General features: G+C 68.1%; 21 protein-coding genes and 1 tRNA gene. 12 read left to right on the forward strand and 10 right to left on the reverse strand.

Annotated features, from left to right (window positions below):
- From WA675_RS23860 to WA675_RS23870, 3 genes are read right to left on the reverse strand one after another with little or no spacing between them, the layout of a single operon-like run.
- Window positions 1-1356, reverse strand: a complete 1356-nt coding sequence (locus tag WA675_RS23860; protein ID WP_336087309.1) for an MlaD family protein — start codon at window positions 1354-1356, stop codon at window positions 1-3.
- Window positions 1357-1362: 6 nt separating this feature from the next.
- Entirely contained in the window at window positions 1363-2226 is an 864-nt protein-coding gene (locus tag WA675_RS23865) for an ABC transporter permease (protein WP_336087311.1), read from the reverse strand.
- A gap of 1 nt (window position 2227) precedes the next feature.
- Complete coding sequence (locus tag WA675_RS23870) at window positions 2228-3073, reverse strand: MlaE family ABC transporter permease (RefSeq protein WP_336087313.1); 846 nt, start codon at window positions 3071-3073, stop codon at window positions 2228-2230.
- Between the two features lie 69 nt (window positions 3074-3142).
- On the opposite strand from WA675_RS23870, the gene WA675_RS23875 reads away from it, so the two are divergent.
- The gene (locus tag WA675_RS23875; RefSeq protein WP_336087315.1) at window positions 3143-3844 is read left to right on the forward strand and encodes a TetR/AcrR family transcriptional regulator; all 702 of its coding nucleotides are present in this window, start codon (window positions 3143-3145) and stop codon (window positions 3842-3844) included.
- On the opposite strand, the gene WA675_RS23880 is transcribed toward WA675_RS23875, so the two are convergent.
- The 3 genes from WA675_RS23880 to WA675_RS23890 all read right to left on the reverse strand — a co-directional run bounded on the left by WA675_RS23880 (window position 3836) and on the right by WA675_RS23890 (window position 5875).
- On the reverse strand, window positions 3836-4051 hold the full coding sequence (locus tag WA675_RS23880) for a hypothetical protein (protein WP_336087317.1): 216 nt from the start codon (window positions 4049-4051) through the stop codon (window positions 3836-3838). The two genes, WA675_RS23875 and WA675_RS23880, sit on opposite strands and share 9 nt — an antisense overlap.
- Window positions 4051-5145 carry an oxygenase MpaB family protein gene (locus WA675_RS23885; protein WP_336087319.1) on the reverse strand — a complete coding sequence of 365 codons (1095 nt, stop codon included), beginning with the start codon at window positions 5143-5145 and terminating at the stop codon, window positions 4051-4053. The genes WA675_RS23880 and WA675_RS23885 overlap by 1 nt, the downstream gene beginning before the upstream one ends.
- 346 nt (window positions 5146-5491) lie before the next feature.
- Window positions 5492-5875 (reverse strand): DoxX family protein, encoded by a 384-nt coding sequence (locus WA675_RS23890; RefSeq protein WP_336087321.1) that lies wholly within the window; start codon window positions 5873-5875, stop codon window positions 5492-5494.
- A gap of 107 nt (window positions 5876-5982) precedes the next feature.
- Here WA675_RS23890 and katG point away from each other — a divergent pair, with 107 nt between their 5' ends.
- The 3 genes from katG to WA675_RS23905 all read left to right on the forward strand — a co-directional run bounded on the left by katG (window position 5983) and on the right by WA675_RS23905 (window position 10734).
- A complete protein-coding gene (gene katG, locus WA675_RS23895) occupies window positions 5983-8208 on the forward strand; it encodes a catalase/peroxidase HPI (RefSeq protein ID WP_442945712.1) in 2226 nt (741 codons plus the stop codon).
- A gap of 71 nt (window positions 8209-8279) precedes the next feature.
- Window positions 8280-9290, forward strand: a complete 1011-nt coding sequence (locus WA675_RS23900; RefSeq protein WP_336087325.1) for a hypothetical protein — start codon at window positions 8280-8282, stop codon at window positions 9288-9290.
- Window positions 9283-10734 carry a hypothetical protein gene (locus WA675_RS23905; protein WP_336087327.1) on the forward strand — a complete coding sequence of 484 codons (1452 nt, stop codon included), beginning with the start codon at window positions 9283-9285 and terminating at the stop codon, window positions 10732-10734. The genes WA675_RS23900 and WA675_RS23905 overlap by 8 nt, the downstream gene beginning before the upstream one ends.
- Here WA675_RS23905 and WA675_RS23910 read toward each other — a convergent pair.
- Complete coding sequence (locus WA675_RS23910; RefSeq protein WP_336087329.1) at window positions 10731-10919, reverse strand: hypothetical protein; 189 nt, start codon at window positions 10917-10919, stop codon at window positions 10731-10733. The two genes, WA675_RS23905 and WA675_RS23910, sit on opposite strands and share 4 nt — an antisense overlap.
- A gap of 44 nt (window positions 10920-10963) precedes the next feature.
- Here WA675_RS23910 and WA675_RS23915 point away from each other — a divergent pair, with 44 nt between their 5' ends.
- The 3 genes from WA675_RS23915 (at window position 10964) to WA675_RS23925 (ending at window position 12836) form a co-directional block, all read left to right on the forward strand.
- Entirely contained in the window at window positions 10964-11755 is a 792-nt protein-coding gene (locus WA675_RS23915) for a GNAT family N-acetyltransferase (RefSeq protein ID WP_336087331.1), read from the forward strand.
- Between the two features lie 114 nt (window positions 11756-11869).
- A tRNA-Pro gene (locus WA675_RS23920) sits at window positions 11870-11946 on the forward strand.
- 263 nt (window positions 11947-12209) lie between these two features.
- The gene (locus WA675_RS23925) at window positions 12210-12836 is read left to right on the forward strand and encodes a TetR/AcrR family transcriptional regulator (RefSeq protein ID WP_336087333.1); all 627 of its coding nucleotides are present in this window, start codon (window positions 12210-12212) and stop codon (window positions 12834-12836) included.
- A gap of 49 nt (window positions 12837-12885) precedes the next feature.
- Here WA675_RS23925 and WA675_RS23930 read toward each other — a convergent pair whose 3' ends face one another.
- Both WA675_RS23930 and WA675_RS23935 read right to left on the reverse strand, forming a co-directional pair.
- On the reverse strand, window positions 12886-13650 hold the full coding sequence (locus WA675_RS23930) for a hypothetical protein (RefSeq protein WP_336087335.1): 765 nt from the start codon (window positions 13648-13650) through the stop codon (window positions 12886-12888).
- 17 nt (window positions 13651-13667) lie between these two features.
- Window positions 13668-14951 carry an oxygenase MpaB family protein gene (locus WA675_RS23935; protein WP_336087337.1) on the reverse strand — a complete coding sequence of 428 codons (1284 nt, stop codon included), beginning with the start codon at window positions 14949-14951 and terminating at the stop codon, window positions 13668-13670.
- 364 nt (window positions 14952-15315) lie between these two features.
- Here WA675_RS23935 and WA675_RS23940 point away from each other — a divergent pair, with 364 nt between their 5' ends.
- The 3 genes from WA675_RS23940 to WA675_RS23950 all read left to right on the forward strand — a co-directional run bounded on the left by WA675_RS23940 (window position 15316) and on the right by WA675_RS23950 (window position 18424).
- Window positions 15316-16527, forward strand: coding sequence for an MFS transporter (locus tag WA675_RS23940; protein ID WP_336087339.1), 1212 nt, complete (start codon window positions 15316-15318; stop codon window positions 16525-16527).
- Between the two features lie 243 nt (window positions 16528-16770).
- The gene (locus WA675_RS23945) at window positions 16771-17490 is read left to right on the forward strand and encodes a hypothetical protein (RefSeq protein ID WP_336087341.1); all 720 of its coding nucleotides are present in this window, start codon (window positions 16771-16773) and stop codon (window positions 17488-17490) included.
- Between the two features lie 43 nt (window positions 17491-17533).
- On the forward strand, window positions 17534-18424 hold the full coding sequence (locus WA675_RS23950; RefSeq protein WP_336087343.1) for a DUF5995 family protein: 891 nt from the start codon (window positions 17534-17536) through the stop codon (window positions 18422-18424).
- A 9-nt stretch (window positions 18425-18433) separates the two neighbouring features.
- Here the strand turns inward: WA675_RS23950 and WA675_RS23955 are convergent, their stop codons facing one another.
- Window positions 18434-19228: an enoyl-CoA hydratase/isomerase family protein gene (locus WA675_RS23955; protein WP_336087344.1), complete on the reverse strand. Its 795-nt coding sequence runs from the start codon at window positions 19226-19228 to the stop codon at window positions 18434-18436.
- A gap of 222 nt (window positions 19229-19450) precedes the next feature.
- Here WA675_RS23955 and WA675_RS23960 point away from each other — a divergent pair, with 222 nt between their 5' ends.
- Entirely contained in the window at window positions 19451-20626 is a 1176-nt protein-coding gene (locus tag WA675_RS23960; protein ID WP_336087505.1) for a thiolase family protein, read from the forward strand.
- A 22-nt stretch (window positions 20627-20648) separates the two neighbouring features.
- The gene (locus tag WA675_RS23965) at window positions 20649-21071 is read left to right on the forward strand and encodes a Zn-ribbon domain-containing OB-fold protein (RefSeq protein ID WP_336087346.1); all 423 of its coding nucleotides are present in this window, start codon (window positions 20649-20651) and stop codon (window positions 21069-21071) included.
- The last annotated feature ends 1 nt before the right edge of the window (window position 21072 follow it).

A 21072-nucleotide genomic window follows, 5' to 3' on the forward strand; every position in this document is an offset into this window, starting at 1 on the left:
TCAGTTGCCTTCCGGTGCGTCGGCGTAGGTGACCTCGACCGCCCCGCCCGCCAGGACCGGCTGGAGCAGGACCAGCTGCGCGGCGTTCGGCGGCCCGCCGACGATGGCCTCGATCGCGTCCGCGCCGGACAGGGCGCCCGAGGCCGCCGCGGGCTGAGTGAGACCGGGAATCGCGGGCAGACCGGGGATCATCGGCACACCGGGGACCGCGGGGAGCACGGGCGCGGGGCCCGCCGCTTCCACCCTGCGCGGGACCAGCTGGTCCGGAATCTGCTGCGCTGGTGGGGATTCCGGCACGGTCGCCCCACCGCAGCGAGGACCCGCCAGGTCGCCGTAGCGGGGGCAGTCGGCGGCCGTGTACTGGACGAAGGGCGTGAAGCTCACGTCCACCGCCCAGCGCATCTGCCGCCCGGGACCCCAGTTGAAGACGGTCGCGAGTTTGCTCAGCGCCGTATTCAGATTGGCGACCGAGGTGCCGATGGCGCCGGAATCGGCGGCCAGGGCACCGAAGGTCTCGTGCAGCCCACCCACCAGCTCCGGGCCGACGCCCGGGTTGCGGGCGAACAGCGCGTTGGTGACCCCGGCCGCGTCCTGGGCGGCGGTGAGCAGCGCGATCAGATTCGCGCGCTTCTCGGTGAGGGTGCGCGCCGCCGTCACCGAGGCGGTCAGGGAATCGACCAGCTCCGGCGCGGACTCGTTCACCGCGGCCGCGGCCGCGCCCAGATCGCCGAGGAGGTCACCGATTCCGGGGGTCGCCCGGACCTGGGTGGTCCAGGTGTCGAGGCGTTCGATGGTGGAGCCGGGCAGCCGGTAGGTGGGGTCGAGCGCGTCGGCCAGGGTGCCGAGCACGGCGGCCAAGCGGATCGGATCGATGGCGTCGAGTACGGTCCGCAGGGTGGTCAGGGTGGTCTGCAGCTGGGTGCTCACGGTGCTCGTGTCCTGGGTGATGACGGCGCCGTCGCGCAGTCCGTCGGCGGCGGGGCCGTTGTCGACGAGTTCGACCGCGGTGACGCCGAAGATGTTGTTGGGCACCACCCGCGCGGTCACCGTGGCCGGAATCCCCGGCGCGCGTGCGGGTTCGATGCGCAAGAGCAGATCCTGGCGCTCGCCCCGGGCGGCGACGCCGCTGTGCGCGACCTGCCCGACCAGCACCCCGCGGAAGGTCACATCGGCGCGTTGCGGAACGCCGTCGCCGGTGCTGGTCATGTGCGCGGTCACCTCGACGGTGTCGAGGAACGCGCCGTTGTAGCGCAGGCCGAGCAGGAAGACGGTGCCGGTCAGCAGGACGGCGAGCAGGACTCCGTACATCCCCAGCCGCGCGGCGCTCGGCCCACGGCCGCTGTGGTCGATGATCATGACGACCTATCCGGAGATTCTGATGCCGGGGTCGATGCCCCAGATCGACAGGGACAACAGGAGATTCACGAAGACCACGGTGACGATGGTCATCCGGATGGCCCGGCCGGAGGCGACGCCCACGCCCTCGGGCCCACCGGTCGCGGTGTAGCCGTAGTAGCACTGGACGAAGGTGGCCACGGCGACGAAGACCACGATCTTGAGGATCGAATACACCAGGTCCACCGGATTCAGGAACTGGTGGAAGTAGTGGTCGTAGGTGCCCAGCGTGGTGCCACCCAGGAACACGACCGTGAACCTCGTGGCGAGATAGGCCACCGCCAGCCCGGCGGTGTAGAGCGGCACGATGGCGACGACGGCGGCCAGCATGCGGGTGGTGATCAGGTAGGGCAGCGGCCGGATGGCGATCGATTCCAGCGCGTCGATCTCCTCGGAGATCCGCATCGAGCCCAGTTGCGCGGTGAACCGGCACCCGGCCTGCGCGCCGAAGGCCAGCGTCGCCAGCAGCGGGGCCAGTTCGCGGGTGGTGGCGAAGCCGGAGATCGCGCCGGTCAGCGGGCTCATCGTGAGCAGGTTCAGCGCGGTGTGCGATTCCATGCCGACGGTGATCCCGCCGAACGCGCACAGGATGACCACCACGCCGATCACCCCACCGCCGACGACCAGCGAGCCGTTGCCGAAGCTCACATCGGTGATCAGGCGCAGCAGTTCCTTGCGATAGTGGCGCAGCGCGAAGGGAATCGCCGCGACCGCCTGCACGAAGACCAGCCCCTGATGACCGAGCCGCACCGGCACCGTCGCCGGTGCCGCCGCCGCGGCGCGCAGCCCGCGCAGCGGACGCAACAGTGGCGGCGTATATCCCGACGCCATCTCAGAGCACCTTCGACGGGAAGACGACGTTGTAGATCTGGGTGAGCACGATATTGGCCGCGAACAGCACGATGGCGGAGTTCACCACCGCGGAGTTCACCGCGTTCGCCACCCCCGCGGGCCCGCCCCGGGTGTGCAGTCCGGTGTCACAGGCGATGATCGCCGCCAGCACGCCGAACACACTGGCCTTGACCATGGCCACGACCAGGTCGGCCGCCACCGCGAACGACGCGAAGGTCCCGATGTAGGAACCCGGTGTGCCGTCCTGGATATAGACATTGAAGGCGTATCCGGTGGCGAACCCGACGAATACCACCAGCCCACACAGCAGGGTGCTCACCACGACCGCCGCGGCCAGGCGCGGGGCGACCAGCCGCCGCACCGGATCGACTCCCATCACGACCATGGCGTCGATCTCCTCACGGATGGTGCGCGAGCCCAGATCGGCGCAGATGGCCGAACCGACCGCGCCGGCGATCATCAGCGAGGTCACCAGCGGCGCGCCCTGGCGGATGATGCCCAGCCCGTTGACCGCGCCGATGAAGGTGGTCGCCCCGACCTGGCTGACCAGCGAGCCCACCTGGATCGAGACCACCACCGCGATCGGGATCGCCACCAGCAGCGTCGGGGTGGCCGACACACTGGCCATGAAGGCGCACTGCTTGACGAATTCGGCGGTGGGGAAGCGCCGGGTGACCAGGGCGCGGACCAGTTCGGTCAGCGCCCGGCCGGTCATCGTGACCTGCCGACCGGCGGTTTCGACGGCGCGCTGCGGATGGTCACGCCAGTAGGTCAGGCCTGCGGTGAGGACTCGGTCGCGGGCATCGCCCGGTGGAGCCGATGACAACTGCTGCACGATGATTCACCAGAGTTTCTACGTGTCCGTAGTACGCAATTACTACGCTAGGGTAGATATATGGACGTTGACAGCACCGCGGACGGCGCACGCCTCGAAGCGGACAGCGACGGGGTCTGGCGGATCGCGCCCGCCCCACCGGCCCGGCCGCGGCGCCGCAACGGGCCGCGCCTACCGCCGCACGAACGTCGCGAGCAACTGCTCGACGCCGCCCGGGTGGTCGCCGGTCGCGACGGCCTGGCCGAACTCACCATGCAGGCGGTGGCCAAGCAGGCCGGTGTCGCGAAACCGGTGCTGTACGCGATCTATCCGACCGCGCCGCAGCTGCTCGACGCCCTGCTGCGCCGCGAGCACTCCCGCGGCATCGCCCAGGTCCTCGAGGCATTGCCCGCCGACTTCGACACCTCCGACCCCGACGCGGAGTACGAGGCGGCGGTGCTGGCGTTCCTGACCGCGGTCCGCGACGATCCGGTGCGCTGGCGGCTGATCCTCGTCCCCGCCGACGGCGCCCCTGCCTCGTACCGCGGCCTGCTCGGCGACGCCAGGGAGAAGATCGTCACCCGCTGCATGCAGCTGCTCGAGGCCGGGCTCGCCCGGCGCGGCGGCCCGACGGACGTGGACACCGAACTGGTCGGCCGGGTCCTGCTCGGTTTCGTGGAATCGCTGGGCCGGTTGGTGCTGTCGGACCCGGAACGCTTTCCGCCCCAAGCCCTTCGGCCGACCGTGCGGGCGCTGACCCGCACCCTGCCCGCGTCACCGTAACTCGATATCGGCGATCAGCAGCACCGGCCAGGCGACCACTTCGCCGAGCGCCGAGAACACCTTGTCCAGCCCCTGGAGATCACCGAGGTGTTCGTGGTGACCGCCGAGCCAGGCCAGCCCGATCAGGACGTACGGCACCCCGAAGGCGATCCCCAGTAAGGTCAGCTGCCGCAGGCTGATCCGGTACCCGAACAGTTCTTTGATCATCACATCGCCTTCCGGGAGATCTCGCCGAGCACGGCCTCGGATTCGCGGAGGCCCTGCTCGTCCGGCGCCTCCCCGCGGCCGAAGACCCGGGCTCGCTGTTTGTCGCGCAGCGCCTGATGCGCCTGCGCGGGAATGTCGTAGCCGTAGCGCTCCTGCGCCTCACGGGGCGTCAGGGTGACGGCCTCGGCGGGCGGCATCTTCAGCAGCACCGGCCCCGCGACCGGCACCGTCATCGGTGAGATCAGCCGCAGCAGCTGGATCTGCAGCCGCGCGTTGAGACTCACCAGGGTGAAGGCCGCGCTCATCGGCGCGGTGACGAGCACATCGAGCACCCGTCCCGTCGGCAGGCCCGCCATCTCGCGCATCCAGCGCGGCATGGTCGCCAGGGTGCCGCGGCGCAGGAAGGCGTAGACGAGCGTGAACATCGGCCGCAGCACGCGCGGGATCTCCGGCATCATGACCTCGGCCCGCAGCAGATGCCGCATCGCCTTGCGCGCGATCTCGGAGCCGATCAGCTGCGGGCGCATCTGCTCGAAGTACTCGGTGATCCCCGCCCTGGTGCGCGGCACGTCCGCCGGGTCACAGGTCTGCAGCTCCGCCGCCCGCGCGCACTCCGCCCAGTACTGCAGCTCGTCGGCCTCGCTGAGCCGCCCTGGACCGTACTTCTCGTACGCGACGAGGATGGAATGCCAGGCGGTCAGGTGGATCCACAGCTGCGAGGCGGGATCGTTGGCATCGTAGGAACGGTGCGTGACCGGGTCGATCCCGATCCCCTTCGAGTGGACCTTCACCAGAATGTCGGCCGCGTGCGCCGTCGACCGGCTGTCGCCGAACATCACCATCGCGAAGTACCGCAGCGTGCGGTCGTACCGGGTGCGCGGACGGTCGTAGATCGCGTGCGTGGCGTCCACCGCCGCCACCAGGGCGGGGTCCAGCTCCTCGATCACCACGGCGCGCTGGAACCCGACGGTCAAGCTCGTCGGGTAGCTCCAGACACGCCAGGTCACCGATTCCGGACCGAAGAAGCCGTAGTCCTCTGCGGGTGTCAGCGGGGGTAGCGACAGCCACTCACGCAAGGAAGCAATCGTTGCCATTGCGGGGTTTCCAATCCGTTTTCTACGACTACGTAGAAGTATTACTACGCCTGAGTAGGAATAGTAGAGCCGTCGAGAGCTCCGAGTCAATGGGCTACTGTCAACTGGCCCAGACAGTTTGACTCGAGCTCAGGCCACTCGACGGAGCGCTTCGCGCTGGTCCATCACGCTACGCCGACGCTCTGACTCAGACAGTTGCGGTTGGCGACTGGCGATAGCCGATTCCCGCACCACCGGACACCACCCCCAGGGCGACACCGTCCCGCGGCCAGGGACGCCGATCTCGAAGCCGCCGCGATCACGGCGAGCCCGGCCCGGTCCTGAGCGGTGAGACACGCCCTCGGAGTCAGGCTCGCAGGCCGTCCACCGACACCGTACCGGCACCGAACACCGCGACCACCCCGGCGAGCGCGAACAGCATCGCGTCGTACTCCCAGCCGCCTTTGTCGGCCCAGTACGGGCTGTGCCATTTGAGGATGTGCAGCGAGATGGTGGCAACCATGAGCGCCATGACACCCACCGCGGCCGCCGGCGCCACTATGCCGAAGAAGAGCCCGATCGCACCGCACATCTCGGCGACGGCGACCGCATACGCCACCGGCAGCGGCACCCCGTTCTCGGCCGCGAATGTGCGCATGTTCCCGAATTTGTTCCGTGAGCTCGCGAAAAAAGCGACGCTCACCAGGATCCTCACCAGCAGGAGCACCACATCCTCAGCGATACCGGCCATCGTGCCATCATAAAGCCTGCTTCGCGATCGAAATGTCGCCACAGACCGGCCGACCGGATCGGTTAGGGTCGGACCCGACCGGCAATCAACGTACGCCGCACTTTTTCCTGCGTTCATCCCGAAAGGATGCTGCGATGGCGGATTCCGAGGACACAGGTTGCCCCATTCTCACCGGCGCGATCACGCGGCCGGAAGCGGTCGGTGGCGTCCCCGACTGGTTTCCCGGCCAGCTGAACCTGCGCATACTCCAGCAGAACCCACCCGCCCTCGATCCGCTCGACGAGGACTTCGATTACGGCACCGCCTTCGAAGCCCTGGATCTGGACGAGGTTCGTGCCGACCTCGAGGCGATATTCACCGATTCCCAGGAATGGTGGCCCGCCGACTTCGGGCATTACGGTCCATTCCTCATCCGGATGGCCTGGCATGCCGCGGGCACCTATCGCATCGATGACGGCCGCGGTGGCGCCGGGCACGGTATGCAGCGTTTCACCCCGATCAACAGCTGGCCCGACAATGCCAATCTCGACAAGGCCCGGCGGCTGCTGTGGCCGGTGAAGCAGAAATACGGGGACAGCCTGTCCTGGGCGGACCTGATGGAATTCGCCGGGAACTGCGCCCTCGAATCCATGGGATTCGAGACGATGGGATTCGGTGGCGGCCGTATCGATTGGTGGCAGGGCGATGAGACCTACTGGGGTCCCGAACGCAGCTGGATGGGCGACGAGCGCTTCTCCTCGACCCGCGAACTCCAGCAACCCCTCGCCGCGGCCCAGATGGGCCTGATCTATGTCAACCCCGAAGGCCCGGACAGCAACCCGGACCCGGTCGCCTCCGCCGTCGACATCCGGGAAACCTTCCGCCGGATGGCGATGAACGATATCGAGACCGCCGCCCTGATCGTGGGCGGTCATACCTTCGGCAAGACCCACGGCGCGGGCCCGCAGGAGGACATCGGGCCGCCACCGGCCGCCGCCCCGCTGGAAATGCAGGATCTGGGCTGGCAGAACTCGTTCGGCACTGGTGTCGGCGCCGACACCACCAGCAGCGGTATCGAGGTCACCTGGACTCCGACCCCCACGCGGTGGGACAACACCTTCCTCGAGAATCTCTACGGTTACGACTGGGAGGTCTATCGCGGTCCGGGCGGGCTGTGGCAATGGCGCCCCAAGGACGGCGCGGGCGCCGACACCACGCCCGCGCCCGATAACCCGAACCGCAGGCATCAGCCCAATATGCTGACCTCCGATATCGCGCTCAAAGTCGACCCGGTGTATCAGGAGATCACGCGGCGCTGGCTGGACAATCCGGACGAGATGGCCGAGGAGTTCCGCAAGGCGTGGTTCAAACTGATCCACCGCGACCTCGGGCCGATCACGCGCTATCGCGGATCACTCGTCCCGCGGGAACCCCAGCTGTTCCAGGACCCGATCGAACCGGTCACCCACGGGCTGATCGGACCCGACGACATCCGCGAACTCAAAGCGGCACTGCTCGCTTCGGGCCCCACCCGTCAACAGCTGATCTACACGGCATGGTCGGCGGCCTCGACCTTCCGCGGCAGCGATATGCGCGGCGGCGCCAACGGCGGCCGTATCCGCCTGGCGCCCCAGCGTCATTGGGAACGAAACCATCCCGACCAGCTCGCCGAGGTGATCACCGCGCTCGAGGCTGTGCAGCAGCAGTTCAACGGTGAACAGAGCGGCGACGTCCGGGTCTCGTTCGCCGACCTCGTGGTGCTCGCGGGCTGCGCGGCCGTCGAGCAGGCCGCCGCAGCCGCCGGGCACACGGTGACGGTCCCGTTCACGCCCGGCCGCGGCGACGCCGTGCAGGAATGGACCGAGATCGAGTCCTTCGACGCGCTAGCGGGCCCCGCGGACGGATTCCGGAACTACGTCGCCAAAAACGCTCCGCTGGAACCGGAATACCTCCTCATCGACAAGGCGAACCTCCTGACGCTGACGGTGCCGGAAATGACTGTCCTGTTCGGCGGTCTGCGCGTGCTCGACGTGAACTACAAGCAATCCCCACTCGGCGTCTTCACCGAGACACCCGGCACCTTGACCAACGACTTCTTCGTCAACCTGCTCGACACGAGCACCGAGTGGAAACCGTCACCGGCCGACGACGGCACCTATCTCGGCACCGAGCGGCGCACCGGCCGGAAACGCTGGGAAGCCAGTCGAGTCGACCTGGCCTTCGGCTGGGATGCCCAGCTCCGCGCGGTCTGCGAGGTCTACGCCGCCCGCACCGCCACACCGAAGTTCCTGCGCGACTTCGTCCGCACGTGGGACAAGGTCATGAACCTGGACCGGTTCGACCTACACGCTTGAACCGATCCGTCACCGGCGGTCGCCCTTCTCCGTTAGATTGTTGAGCCGCAACGATCTTGGAGGGGGCGCTGATGGAACCACTCGACCTGGGCAGCACGAAGCTCAATGTCGTCCATGCCAAGGAGGGCCTGGGCCGGACCGTCGACGGACTCGGCAAGATGGCGCGCACCGCGTCGTCGCAGTTCGCCGGGCAGGTCGGCACTGTCAAAGACACCGCCAGGGGCAAGGTCGAGAAGCTGACCGCGAAGCAGCCGGACCCCTATGCAGACGCCGTGGCGGAATACAACGGCGTGTTCACGGCGATGGCCGACAAGGGTCTGTCCCTGCTGCGTCAGCGCGAACGGTCGACCGACCTGATCGAGCTGGTCGAGCATCTGGTGAACAGCATCGCCAACACCCCGAAGTCGTTCGATACCGACTTCGACGAGATCGCGGTGCACCGGAAGCAGTTCCTGAACGCGGAGGACTTCGCGCAGCACGAGCTGGAAGCGGCGCGGGCGTCGGCGGTCGGCGCCGGCGCCGGGTTCGCGGCGGGCACCGCGGTGGCGGGACTCGCTCCGTCCGCGGCGATCTGGGTCGCCACCACCTTCGGGACCGCGTCGACCGGCACCGCGATCTCGACCCTGTCCGGGGCGGCGGCGAGCCAGGCGGCACTGGCGTGGCTCGGTGGCGGCGCGCTGGCCGCCGGTGGCGGCGGGACCGCGGCGGGCGCCTCGCTGCTCGCGCTGGCGGGCCCGATCGGCTGGACCATCGCGGGCGCGACCCTGCTCGCGTCGATCGCCCTGTTCGCGAAGAAGAAGTTCGAGAACCGCGAGGCGAAACACGAAGCGCTGTCCGCGATCAAGCGCAATACCGCCCTCGTCCGGGGTATGGACGCCGAGATCGACGACCTCTTGCAGCGCACGACCGCGCTGCGCGAGGGGTTGCGCACCAGCTACGGTGACGCACTCGCGCACTACCGCGCCGATTTCCACGCGCTCTCCCCCGCCGACCGGTCGGCCCTCGGCACGCTGGTGAACAACACGAAGTCGTGCGCGACCATGCTGAGCAAGCGCGTCGACCAGGACTCCGCCGGTGCGTGACGCGGCGGCATACGTCACCGGAATCCAGGAGCAGGCAACCGCGTCCTGGGTGAACTATCTCAACCAGCTCCGGATCGACACCCTCCTCGACGCGCTCGGCCGACAGGACGAACGCCTCCAGGACGCGCTCACCAGCATCGACGATGCCGTCCGGAAGATCGATCTCGAGGTGGTCGCCGCCAACCGCGGCGGACAGCACGGCATGCACGGCTTCATCGCCGAGATCGCCGAGGTCGGGATCGGCAATGCCCGGCACCAGGTCCTCGGCCACGCACCCGGCTACCGGTGGGTGAACGACAACGGACCCGTCGACCTGCTGCGCGGCAGCGTCGAAATCCAGCAGAAGTTCGTCGCCGCCCGCTTCTCCCTCGGCGCGGTGACCGAGCACCTCCGGAAGTATCCCGACTACGTGCGCAACGGCGGGAAATACCAGATCCCCCGCGATCACTACGCGATGATCCAGCGGCTGCGCGACGTATCGCCGGAGGAGGCGAGCAAGCTGTCGCGCAGCGGAGACGGACCGTCGTTCCGGGAGTGGCAGCGGGTGCAGACGTTCTGCCGAGACGATTCGATCGGCTTCACCGCCCTCGAACCCTCCACGCTCGAGTACAGCGACGTCCAGCGCGACACCTACGCCGCGACCATGACAGCCGAGAAGGACTCGCTCCGCGCCACGAACCAGTCCCTGCGCGACGAGGCCTACGCGCGCAGCCGACCGACGCTGCGCGAAGGCGGCACGGTCGCCCTCACCGCCGCCGCGGGCGCGGGCGGCACCGCGTTCGTCCTGGCAGTGATCACCAAGCGCCGGGAAGGCAAGCGGCTCAGCGAGTTCAGCGGGCAGGACTGGACCGAGATCGCGCGCGACACCGGCCTCGGTATCGGTAAGGGCGCCGTCCGCGGCCTGAGCGTCTACGCGCTCACCAATGTCACCGCCACCTCCGCGGCCGTCGCAGGCTCGATCGTCACCACCTCCTTCAGCATCGCCGAACAAGCGAACAAGCTGCGCCGCGACGAGATCGACGAGCTCGAGTTCATCCAGACCGCCGAGCTCATCGCCGTGGAAGCCGCGGTCCGCGCCCTGTCGTCGTTCGTCGGCCAGGCGACCATCCCGATCCCGATCCTCGGCGCCGTCCTCGGCACCGCGGTCGGCACCGTCATGTACAAGGCGGTCGCCTCCTCGTTGACGAAACGCGAGGCGGCCCTGATCGAGCGCTACCTCGACGAACAGCGCGCGCTCGACGCGGAACTCGCCGCCGAGTACCAGGCCATCCTGGACCAGCTGACCGCGAGCATGGCGGAGTACCTGGGTCTGCTCGAACGCGCCTTCTCCCCCGACGTGCAGGTCGCGTTCGCCGGATCGGTCGAGCTGGCGCGCCAACTCGGTGTAGCAGCGAACGAGATCCTGGATTCGGAGGAGAAGGTGGACGCCTACTTCCTCGACTAGCAGCTCGCCACACTGTCACCGTGGCAGCCACGAGTCTCCGGGCAGAGCAGCGCGATTGCTGGCGCGGGAGTCCCGGCGAGGCGCTGGATGAGCCAGTCGTACGCCGCCACGGTCGCGGGCAGGTACGCCAGCAGGTGCCCGATCGCGGTGCCGAGAAACAGGCATGGGTCCGGATCGACGGGCAACGCGAATGTGCACGTGCCCCAACCACATCGAATACGGTCAACTCATGTTTCTCATGTGGCGCATCGCCTATGTCAGAGCGGCGCTTCAGCAAACGCCCTGGCGGGTCGCCGTTCGCGGGTTGGCGAGTTGGATCAAGACGGTCGGGATCGTGGCGGTGATTGTCGGGCTCGCGGTCGTGGTCGGCTCGGACTCCTTCTCGGCAGAACTCGTCATCACGTTCTCGGTGGCGCTCATGATCGGCGTTCCGTGTGTCGCCTGCGGGCTGTGGATGTGGCGGATCAGCCAACTCGTCGACACGGAAATCAAGGCACGGTACGGCGTGCTGCCCGAGGTCGAGTCCGCACGGTTGCTGCTGCGCCGACCGACGCGACACGACGCGGCCGCGCTCGCCGCCACCACCGATGCGGAGATGCTCACAGCGAACGGGTGGACGCGACGTCAGACCCGGGCAATGGTGAAGTCCGTCGAGCGGGGACGCCCGGAGCCCGGGCTTCTCGTACTCGAAGCGCGGTCGGACGGCGCCCTCATCGGTGCCGCGACCGTGCACCCGAGTGACAACGACGCATCGTCGCTAACCCTCGGCTGGTGGATCGGACCCCGACACCGGCACGCCGGTTACGCCAGCGAAGCGGTGGCCGCGTTGGTCGACGCTGTCCACGACGTAGGTTTCGCCACCATCGAGATCGGTACGAACGAGTCGAATCTCGCGGTGCAGCGCATCTGCGCCCGGATCGGTGCGACGGAAAAGGACCGGCGTGCGCAGACTTTGCCGAACGGTTCGATCATCCCGGCAATCTGGTACGAGCACCGGCAGGCGACCGCGGACACGCCCTGAACCGAAGCCAGCACGCCGTTGTGAACACCCCAGAAACCACCATCTACCAGCCGATTAGTACCTAAGCCAACCGGTGCGGTAATCTTTCCGAGCACCCGGCAACGGGGGCAAGAACGGGCTGTGGCGCAGCTTGGTAGCGCACCTGACTGGGGGTCAGGTGGTCGCAGGTTCAAATCCTGTCAGCCCGACCATGCAAAAATCCCCTCTGACCTCGGTCGGAGGGGATTTTGCTGTCACTGGACCAATCGGAGCTCGGGACCAATTGGGGACCGCTGCGTGCACGCTCATGCGGCGTTCGGCTACCTGCGCAACCACGAGCCCGCCTGGCTGCCGACCATCGCGATCCGGCACGTTCAGTCCGGCCGAACCCGACCAGGACCATACCTTTTGGTAGTTTCAACTATACGGTCGAGTATGGCCTGCCTGCCCGCGATGCCGAGAGGAGACGGCGAGCATGACCGACAAGCCAGGGGATTCCCGGCCGGCCGCGCCGGTGTCCAAGCGCAAAGCGGCGGCGGCGCGCGGTGCGGCACGTCGGCTCGGCGTCGAGGACTGGACTGCCGCGACGCTGGGAGTACTGCTGCGGGACGGCGTCGGCGCCATCACCATCGCCAAGGTCTGCGACGAGCTCGGCGTCACCAAGGGCAGCTTCTACTGGCATTTCGACGGCATCGACCAGCTGCTCGAGACCACCGCCCAGTTCTGGTGCGCCGATCAGAACGACGCCGCCCGCGGATTCCACGATCTCGACGACCTGCCCGTCCAGGAACGGCTGGACCGGATGGGCGCGCTGCTCACCGGGGATCGGGTGTGGCAGGTCGAACTCGCGGTCCGCGACTGGGCGCGCACCAACGCCAAAGTCGCCGAGGCGGTGAAGGCGCTGGATCAGCGGATCTTCCACACGCTGTCCAAGACCCTGATCGACCTGGGGCTCTCGGCCGAACAGGCGGAGATGCGGGCCGGTCTGATGTGCTTCGCCGGTATCGGATTCGTGCACGGCAATCAGAACCTGCCGGTGCCGACGGCCGATCAGCGCCGGGAGTTCTTCCGGTTCATCACCAGCGCCGAGCCGCCCCGCTGATCCACCGGCGCACCGCGACGAGCTCGGCTCCGGTGAGCGCGACCCGCGGTCATGTCAGCGCGACCAGTTCGTGCAGTGTCGTCCCGCCGCGCCGCTCGACGCCGCTATCGGTGTGCACGGTCAGCTCGAAGGCGGACTCGAACCGAAAGTAGCCCGGGTGCCCGACCAGACGGTGCACCAGCGGCTTGACCAGGCGCGAGCGCACCACCGGTAGGTCGTCGAGCAGGTCGTGGGCGTGGATGACGCGTTCGACGGCCAGGCGCAGTTCGAGCTTGTCCGGCACCCGCAGTTCGATCCATTCGGGATAGGCGCGGCCCGCCGTGGCGTCGAAGCGCGCGGGACCTTCGGTGAGCGATGTCTCGCCGGTGGACAGCACGATGTCGGTGTGGTGGGCCAGCATCAGCGGGTCGAAGACCAGGCCGTCCTCGGCCATCCGGAGGTGGTGGGTCGGCAGGCCGTCGTCGCGGAACTCGGTGCGCGCGGTGTTGTTCCCGACGCGCACATCGCAGGTCTCGGTGGCGAAGGAGGCCGCCGACTGCGGGTACCGGCGCGATACCTGGCGGCGGGTGCCGTCGGGGGCGTAGACGATCATCTCCACCCACGGCCGCGCCAGCGGCAGGTCCTCCGGCCTGCGTTTGGTGAGGAACCCGATGACGATGTGACCGGTGTCGAGGTGCGCGTCGAAATACCAGTGTTCGAAGGCGAGCTTGCTCAGCGAGGCGTGTAAACCGTTGTGGCGCGGCTCGACCGGTGTCAGTTCGCCGTCGCTGCGGCCGGGCCCGTTCCATACTTCGACGATGTCCGCGGTGGTCATGGCTGCTTTCGGTGGGTTCATCGGCGCAGGGCGCCGCTGGCGTCGAAGGCCGCTTCGCGACCTCGCATCTGGGCGCGGTACCAGTTCTCGCGATGGGCCAGCATCACCTTCTCGTGCACGCGCGCGAACGGTGGGCAGCACCGGCGGACGAGTTCCAGCACGGTGATCAGCGGGAAGCGCAGGACCGGGATGAGAATCCACGGGAACGCCGACGGCATGGTGTAGTGCCTGCGGGTGCCGGGCGCCATGTACATCGCGGAGTAGACCGAGTTGATCCGGAAGTTGTATTGCTCGCGCAGTCTGATCAGGCCGCGATGTCCGTCGCGGGGCGCGAAGGCCGCCGGGTAGGACTCGATCAGTTCGGTCCCGTGCCTGCCCGCGTCGTAGGAACGCGAGGCGATGGTCATCGCCAGCACCCGCAGGCCGTCGAGGACGGTGTCGGGATACCAGCGCAACCGCACGCCGAGCAGATGGCCCATGTACTTCTGGAAGTGCAGCAGCGCACGGATTTCCGACGGTGTCGTCTGATAGCCCAGTGCCCACAGACCGAGGCCGGGGGTCACGCTCCCTGCGAGCAAGGTCAGCATCTGGTAGGTCTGACTGATCGGCAGGCCCCAGCGTTCGATGTCCCATTCAGGATGGCCCGCGACCTTCGCGCGCACCGAGACGTGCATGACCCGGACCTCGAGCGCGGTGGCCCGCCCGGCCGAGCCGGGGGTGAGCAGGGCATCGCGGGCGGAGACGTCCATCCAGAACCGGCAAGTCTCCAGGAACCGGCGCAGCGCACTGTCGCCCGCGTAGCCACCGGCCAGGGACAGCGGCGTCGCGACCGCGGCCTCGGTGTACATCTCCAGGGTTTCGGCGCCGGCGAAGCTGAACAGCATGGTGCCCCAGCGGCGCCAGATCGCCGCGCCCTGTTCGACGAGGTCGGGGACCACCCAGTCGGGGACCGTCTCGAACTCGGCGAACAGCGCGCGCAGGGATTCCGGTGCGTCCGGCACCGCGTCGATGCCCTCGGTCAGCGCCGTCTCCAGCAGCCGCCGCCCGGCCTTCGGCCCGATCTCGCCGTGCATGACCTCGGCGACGAAACGCTCGGCGACCGGGTCACCGCTGAACAGGTCCTCGCACAGGGCGATCGCCTGCTCGTCGGTGGGGAACAGCCGCTGCCCGGTCACCGTCGCGAAGACGCGCTCGACTCGTCGCACGAGCGGCGTGCCACGGGCCTCCCAATAGCGAAAGGCCTTGGGGCACTTCACCGGCGGACCGGCGGACGCGACCTGACCTTCGACGGATTCGACCACTGCCGGACTCCTGACGTGAACATCCACTCGCTGACTGCGATCGATCCGACCATACCTTGATGGATAGTTTTCCATACCTGAATGTATGGAAACGTCACCGGGCGCCGCCGCGGCCTGCGAGTCCCCCAGCATCGTGCCGAGCAGCCCCGCGTCGGCCGCGCGCAGGAAGCGGCGGTGTCCGAAAGGTCTTTTCCGGACATGAATGGGGCGTATTCGGACATTGCCCGACGACGCGCTACGCGTCCACACGCTCTCGAATGGGATTTAACGAGATCGACACGGAAGCGACCGATTTCCGAATCCAGAAGCTTCTTTCATGGCCAGTGCCGATCACCCATTTCTCCCCCGACAGGCTGATTTCCGAATGCTGACCAACGATCCAGCGAAAAACCCCATCGAGGCCCGAGTCACGCCATGGCGACGGGGACGCTACGCCAGTTCCACCGCCTTTGCCCTGCAAGGGTTCTTCCTGGCGGTCATCCTCACCGAACTGCCCCACCAGAAAACACAGTTCGGACTCACCGACACGACCCTGGTCCTGGTTGTGGCGGCGATTTCCCTCGTAGCCGGTGGCGGAAGCGTGATCGCCGAACGGCTGGCGGTGCGCTGGTCCAGCGCGCCTGCCTTGCGTTGCGGGTTGGCGCTGATCGCGGTGACGGGCATGGGGATCGCGTTCGCGCCTGATGCCACCTGGCTCATCGCGATGCTGGTGGTCTACGGCGTCGCTGTCGGCATGGTCGACGCGGGAGCGAACATGCAGGCCGTGGTGGTCCAGCACGGCTACAACCGCTTCATCCTGTCCTCGTTCTATGCCGCGTGGAGCGCGGGAGCGATCGCCGGTGCCCTGTTCGTCTCCGTGTGCGAAGCCGGCACGGTACCGCTTGCCTGGACGATCGCGGCCGCCGCGGCCACGGTCGCCGCGATGACGCTGGTCATCGGACCCGGCTTCGTGGGCACCCCGGACAGCACGCCGTGCCCGGCCGAGGACTCCGAGGTCGCGCCGATTCCGGGCAAGGCGCTGCTCGCGCTCGGCATTGCCCTGGCTCTCGCGTTCGGCATCGATCTCGCCGTGGGGAATTGGTCGGCGCTGTATCTCACCGACGAACTGCTGTCCTCCCCTGCCGTCGCCGCCCTGGCGCTGGCGGCGTACCAGGTCGCCGCCCTGCTCAGCAGGCTCGCCGGTGACTCCCTGGTGCGTCGCGTCGGCCCGCGAACAGCGGCGCGCGGAGCGGCGGTGATCGGGGCCGCGGGCCTGGCCATCGTGGTCGCCGCGCCCAACCCGGCGGTGGCCATCACCGGCTTTCTGATCACGGGCATCGGCTTGCCGATCATCGCACCACTGTGCTTCAGCGAAGTCGGGCATCGCACCGCAGGCCGGAATCTCGACACGGCTGTCGCCCGCCTCAATATCTTCAACTACGCGGGCACGCTGATCGGCGGCATCGTGGTGGGGGCCGTGGCAGCGGGAACGACCCTGCGAATGGGGTTCGCGGTACCGCTGGTTTTCGCGGCGGTACTGCTCGCCGTGGCGGGTTTCTTCCCCACGCGCCCCGGCGTCCGAGCCGCCGCACACTAGCGACCCTCCGCGACCGAGCCGACCGGGTCAGGCCGACGTCCGGTATCCCCCATCATCTAGACGCGGCCACTGCGTCGGCGGGGGCAACACGGACATCGAAGGGGCTGATCCGGCCATTCTGTGCCGCTACGGCAATCAACGGTTTACGAACCAGTAATTTCACGGGGAACGGCCGGATGCGCTCGCTCGACCCAGCGGCCGTCCGCGGGGGCTATAGAACCGACACCTGCCCCGGAGGACGCCATGTCATTTCCCGCGCAAACGCTGTTACCGCCGTACGGCTCGCTCACCGCCACAGACCTGGGGAGTCTCCCGGATCGGACGGAACATCTCCACCGCACCACTGTCTCGGTCGCCTACGCGGATTCGACCACGGGAAGTGGGCCGCTGCTGGTGATCATCGCGGCCTTCCTGGCCACCGTGGTCGTCTGGATGCTCATCGATCCGACCGGCTCGGCGCCTTCCGGCAACGGTCTTCGAAACACCGCCGCCCTCCTCCTGCGACGGACGTGGGCAGGCATCGCCGCGGGCATCGTCGCCGCGGTCTCGGCAGGCGTTTACGGCTGGCATGCCGGGTGGTCGCCCGAGAACTGGCTTGCCATGGTGAGCGTGCTGGCCTTCCTCGGCGCGGTCACCGGAATCGTCTCCCAACTGTTCGTGATCGCGTTCGGCAGCGTCGCGGGAAGTATCACGTCCTTCGGGTTCTTCATGTTCCAGCTCTTCGCCTTCGGCGGCGCCTGCTATTCCGGCACCCCACGGGTGTTCCGCCCGTTCGAGAGCGTCGCTCCGATGACCTATGCGCGTCACGCGGTGGTTCGCTGTGACAGCGGCCGCTACGACCGGATGTTCTGGATATCGCTCCTCGTGCTCGCCATGACGGCGACCCTGGCTTTCGCGGCGGCGATACTCGTCCACCGCCTTCGGCGTCACACCGCCGTGCTGCGTTCCTACGCGGAAGTGTGATCGAATCAGCATGTTCTGAGCCCTATTTCACGAAGGAGTCAGCGTGTTTCCGGCGTCTGTCACCACCGCTGTCCTGACCCTTCTCCTCCTGGTGAGTCCCGCCGTGGCCGCGGGCGCCGCCACGGCCGAGGCTCCCGCTGCCGCGTGCGGAACGTCCTTGACCTCGAGCGAGATCACCGAGATCACCGACCTCTCGGAACCCGGACGAGAACTGCGCGGGGACAGCCTCGCCCGGCTCGAGGACGCGGTCGTCCGCCACCACCGCATCACCGACATCCTCGTCCGGCACCTTGACATGCGTGGAGTATTCGCCCTCGGGCTCGACGCGGTCGAGCACAGTGCCGTGATGCCGATGCAGCGGGACCCCAACCGGTTCCGGGATCCGGAGTTCGCCCACGCCATCAGCTACGACCTGCTGCGCCGCTTCCTCGACAACGTGCACGCGGAATTCTCCGGCGGCACCCCGGACCCGCACTGGGCCCACTATTTCGCCCTGGCCGCCGACTGCGGCGCCTCCCGCGCACGGGTCGCCATGGCCGGTTACAACGCTCACCTGGTCGTCGATCTCGCGGACTCGGTCGCCGCGGTCGGCGCCGGGCCGGAGGACGCCGAGGACTATTTCGACATCGTCGCCGCCATCGCATCGAGCGGCGATGTCATCGTCGACCGCACCGAAGCGGTCTACGACGCCGATCTCGGGCCGCTGTGGCGGTTCTACTTCCTCGGCGAGGGTCTCGATCGGGCATTCGGCGCGGGCGTGGCCAGCAGGCAACTCCTCATCACGGCCGATCTCGGCGCCAATGCCGTCATCTTCAGTAACGGCCTCGCGCTGCAGAATCCGGCACTGGAGCCAGCCATCCGCACCGAGATCGACCTCGTGTGGCGCACCGCCGACGCGACATTCGAAGTCCTGGCACGTGCCGGAGCGTTGTAGGACTGCCGACTAGTCTCCGCGGTAGGTGGCCTTGCCGGGACCGGCGGTGAGAAAGCTCTGGACGCCGTTCTTCATGTCCGCGGTATCGAACAGTCGGCCGGAGACGGCCGGGGTGATCGAATCCGCCTCGGCCACACCACCATGACGCCACGCGCCGATCAGCTGTTTGGTCGCCGCGTGTGCGCGCGTCGGTCCGTCGGCCAGTCGATCCAGCAACGAGCGGGCCGCGGCCTCGACATCGGCGTGAACAGCGTTGACCACTCCCCAGTCCGCCATGGTGGTCGCGTCGTAGAGACCGGCGGTCATGACGAGTTCCCGTGCCCGGCCGGATCCGGCGCGTTCGGCCAGCCGCTGTGGTCCCCCCATGGACGGAGTCAGGCCAACAACGGTTTCCACCAGACCGAACTCCGCCCGCGGAGCGGCCAGGATGATGTCGCACGCCAGGGCGATCTCGAACGCCGCGGTGAGGGTGAGTCCGTGCGCGGCGAAGATCACCGGACACGGCATCTGCTCCAGCGGGTGGATGATGCCGGCGAAGAGGTCTTTCCAGAGCGCGGCGCCTTCCTCGACGCCCAGGCCGTCGAAGATGTGCACGTCCACGCCACCCGAGACGACGCGGCCTTCCGCGCGGAGGAGCAGTGCGCGAGGTGCCTGGCCCGACAGGTCGGCCAGGTCGGCCGCCATGGTCCGCATGAGCCGGGCATCGAACAGATTCAGGGGCGGATTCGCGATGGTGAGGATCGCTGTTCGCGCGCCCGCCGGGGTGTGCGCGTACTCCAGTCGCGTCGGTTTCGGGTCAGTCATCACAGGTAGCCATCGATTCTCACTCCCTGCGGCATGTGACCTGCCGCACGTCGGGAATGCTAGTATTTAACTGGTTGCTTAGCAAGTATGTTGCGATCGCGAGGTCGGCTGGGGCTTGCGCCACCATCGCACACCATGCCATGCTGCAACCCACTTTCAGACCCTTTCGGTCTGTAACTAATGTGACGGCAGGGAGCCACCGTGACGGCAGATATCAGCCCGATGAGCGCCGGCCTGCGGCGCCCGGCCGCGATCGCCGGGCTCGGACTGACCGAGATGGGCAAGATCTACGACCGGACCAGCGAAGACTTCGCGGCGGACGCGGTGCTGCGCGCGACCCGGGACGCGGGACTGGATCTCGCCGATCTCGACGGGCTGCTCATCAACCCGGGCCTGTCCGGGGGTGTGGACCCGCGGCTGGCACGCCGGTTGGGCTTGCGGGATCTGACCCTGCTGTCGGTATTCCAGGCCTACGGATCCTCGGCGGCGTCGATGGTCGGTTACGCCGCGATGGCCATCGACAACGGGCTGGCGACGACGGTGGCCTGCGTTTTCGCCGATGCCCCCCTGCTTCCCGGTGCGGGCAGCGCGAGCGCCTACGCGGGACGACGCGCACCGGTCGGCTTCGACGGCCTCACCGTCGCCGCCGGTTTCCGCGACGTGACCACCTCCTATGCCGCGGCGACCCAGCGGCACATGCAGCGGTACGGCACCACCTCCGAGCAGCTGGGCGCCATCGCGGTGGCCCAACGGGATCGGGCGGTCCTGAATCCGCTGGCGCAGAAGCGGACCCCGATCACCCTGGCCGATCATCAAGCGTCACGCTGGATCGCCGAACCCCTGCACCTGCTCGACTGCTGCCTGGTCAGCAATGGCGCGGTCGCCGTGATCGTCACCGCCGCCGATCGTGCGGCCGACCTGGCACAACCCGCCGTGCACATCCGGGGATTCGCCCAGAGCCATCCCGGATATCCCGAATCACGCGACAGCACCTTCGGGCTCGTGAGCGGGGCCGCACAGTCCGGGCCCGCCGCGCTGAAGATGGCGGGCGTGACCGTGGCGGACGTCGACATCGCCGAGATCTACGACTGCTACACCTTCACCGTCCTGCTCACGCTCGAGGACTACGGGTTCTGCGCGAAGGGCGAGGGCGGCGCCTTCGTCACCAGCGGTGTCCTCGAACCCGGCGGCCCGCTGGCGATCAATACCGGAGGCGGGCAGCTGTCGTCCTATTACATGTGGGGCATGACCCCGCTGTCGGAAGCCGTCATCCAGGCGCGCGGCGCGGGCGGCGAACGGCAGGCTGTGCGCAACGAACTGATCGTCGTCAGCGGCAACGGCGGTGTGCTGGACCATCATTCGACGCTCGTCCTGAGCCCGACCGACCCACGTCGATGACAACGTTCGCCAGGAGACCGGCATGACGACCCCCATTTCCCGTGACCGCGCGTCAGCGTTGTTCTTCGACGGCACCGCACGAGGAGAACTGCTCCTGCGGCGCTGCGAAGGTTGCCGTCACCTCGCAGCACCCCCGGTGACCGTGTGCCCCACCTGCGCATCGACCGACCTGGTCTGGCAGCGGGCCGACGGCCGCGCGACCCTCGTGTGCTGGGCGATCCGCCGGGCCGCCGATACCGAGACCGTGGCAGGCATCGTCGAACTGCGCGAAGGACCGTGGCTGCGCGCCCGCGTCGTCGGCTGCGCACCGGAGCGTCTGGCCGCCGGGCTGCCGCTGCGGGTCCGGTTCGACCGCCCGGCCGTCACCGACCCCGCCGCGCCGGCACCCGAAGCCGTGCCGGTCTTCACCCCCGACGAACAGCGAAGGACCACACCGGATGAGTGAA

The sequence above is a fragment of the Nocardia sp. SSK8 genome (assembly GCF_037034205.1).
Taxonomy (GTDB): Bacteria; Actinomycetota; Actinomycetes; order Mycobacteriales; family Mycobacteriaceae; genus Nocardia.

Excerpts from the sequence above, each read along its gene's own strand:
- WA675_RS23860 (WP_336087309.1), bottom strand. The coding sequence starts at position 1,356 with ATGATCATCGACCACAGCGGCCGTGGGCCGAGCGCCGCGCGGCTGGGG.
- WA675_RS23865 (WP_336087311.1), bottom strand. The coding sequence starts at position 2,226 with ATGGCGTCGGGATATACGCCGCCACTGTTGCGTCCGCTGCGCGGGCTG.
- WA675_RS23875 (WP_336087315.1), top strand. The coding sequence starts at position 3,143 with ATGGACGTTGACAGCACCGCGGACGGCGCACGCCTCGAAGCGGACAGC.
- WA675_RS23880 (WP_336087317.1), bottom strand. The coding sequence starts at position 4,051 with ATGATCAAAGAACTGTTCGGGTACCGGATCAGCCTGCGGCAGCTGACC.
- WA675_RS23885 (WP_336087319.1), bottom strand. The coding sequence starts at position 5,145 with ATGGCAACGATTGCTTCCTTGCGTGAGTGGCTGTCGCTACCCCCGCTG.
- WA675_RS23890 (WP_336087321.1), bottom strand. The coding sequence starts at position 5,875 with ATGGCCGGTATCGCTGAGGATGTGGTGCTCCTGCTGGTGAGGATCCTG.
- WA675_RS23900 (WP_336087325.1), top strand. The coding sequence starts at position 8,280 with ATGGAACCACTCGACCTGGGCAGCACGAAGCTCAATGTCGTCCATGCC.
- WA675_RS23915 (WP_336087331.1), top strand. The coding sequence starts at position 10,964 with ATGTTTCTCATGTGGCGCATCGCCTATGTCAGAGCGGCGCTTCAGCAA.
- WA675_RS23925 (WP_336087333.1), top strand. The coding sequence starts at position 12,210 with ATGACCGACAAGCCAGGGGATTCCCGGCCGGCCGCGCCGGTGTCCAAG.
- WA675_RS23930 (WP_336087335.1), bottom strand. The coding sequence starts at position 13,650 with ATGACCACCGCGGACATCGTCGAAGTATGGAACGGGCCCGGCCGCAGC.
- WA675_RS23940 (WP_336087339.1), top strand. The coding sequence starts at position 15,316 with ATGCTGACCAACGATCCAGCGAAAAACCCCATCGAGGCCCGAGTCACG.
- WA675_RS23945 (WP_336087341.1), top strand. The coding sequence starts at position 16,771 with ATGTCATTTCCCGCGCAAACGCTGTTACCGCCGTACGGCTCGCTCACC.
- WA675_RS23955 (WP_336087344.1), bottom strand. The coding sequence starts at position 19,228 with ATGACTGACCCGAAACCGACGCGACTGGAGTACGCGCACACCCCGGCG.
- WA675_RS23960 (WP_336087505.1), top strand. The coding sequence starts at position 19,451 with ATGAGCGCCGGCCTGCGGCGCCCGGCCGCGATCGCCGGGCTCGGACTG.
- WA675_RS23965 (WP_336087346.1), top strand. The coding sequence starts at position 20,649 with ATGACGACCCCCATTTCCCGTGACCGCGCGTCAGCGTTGTTCTTCGAC.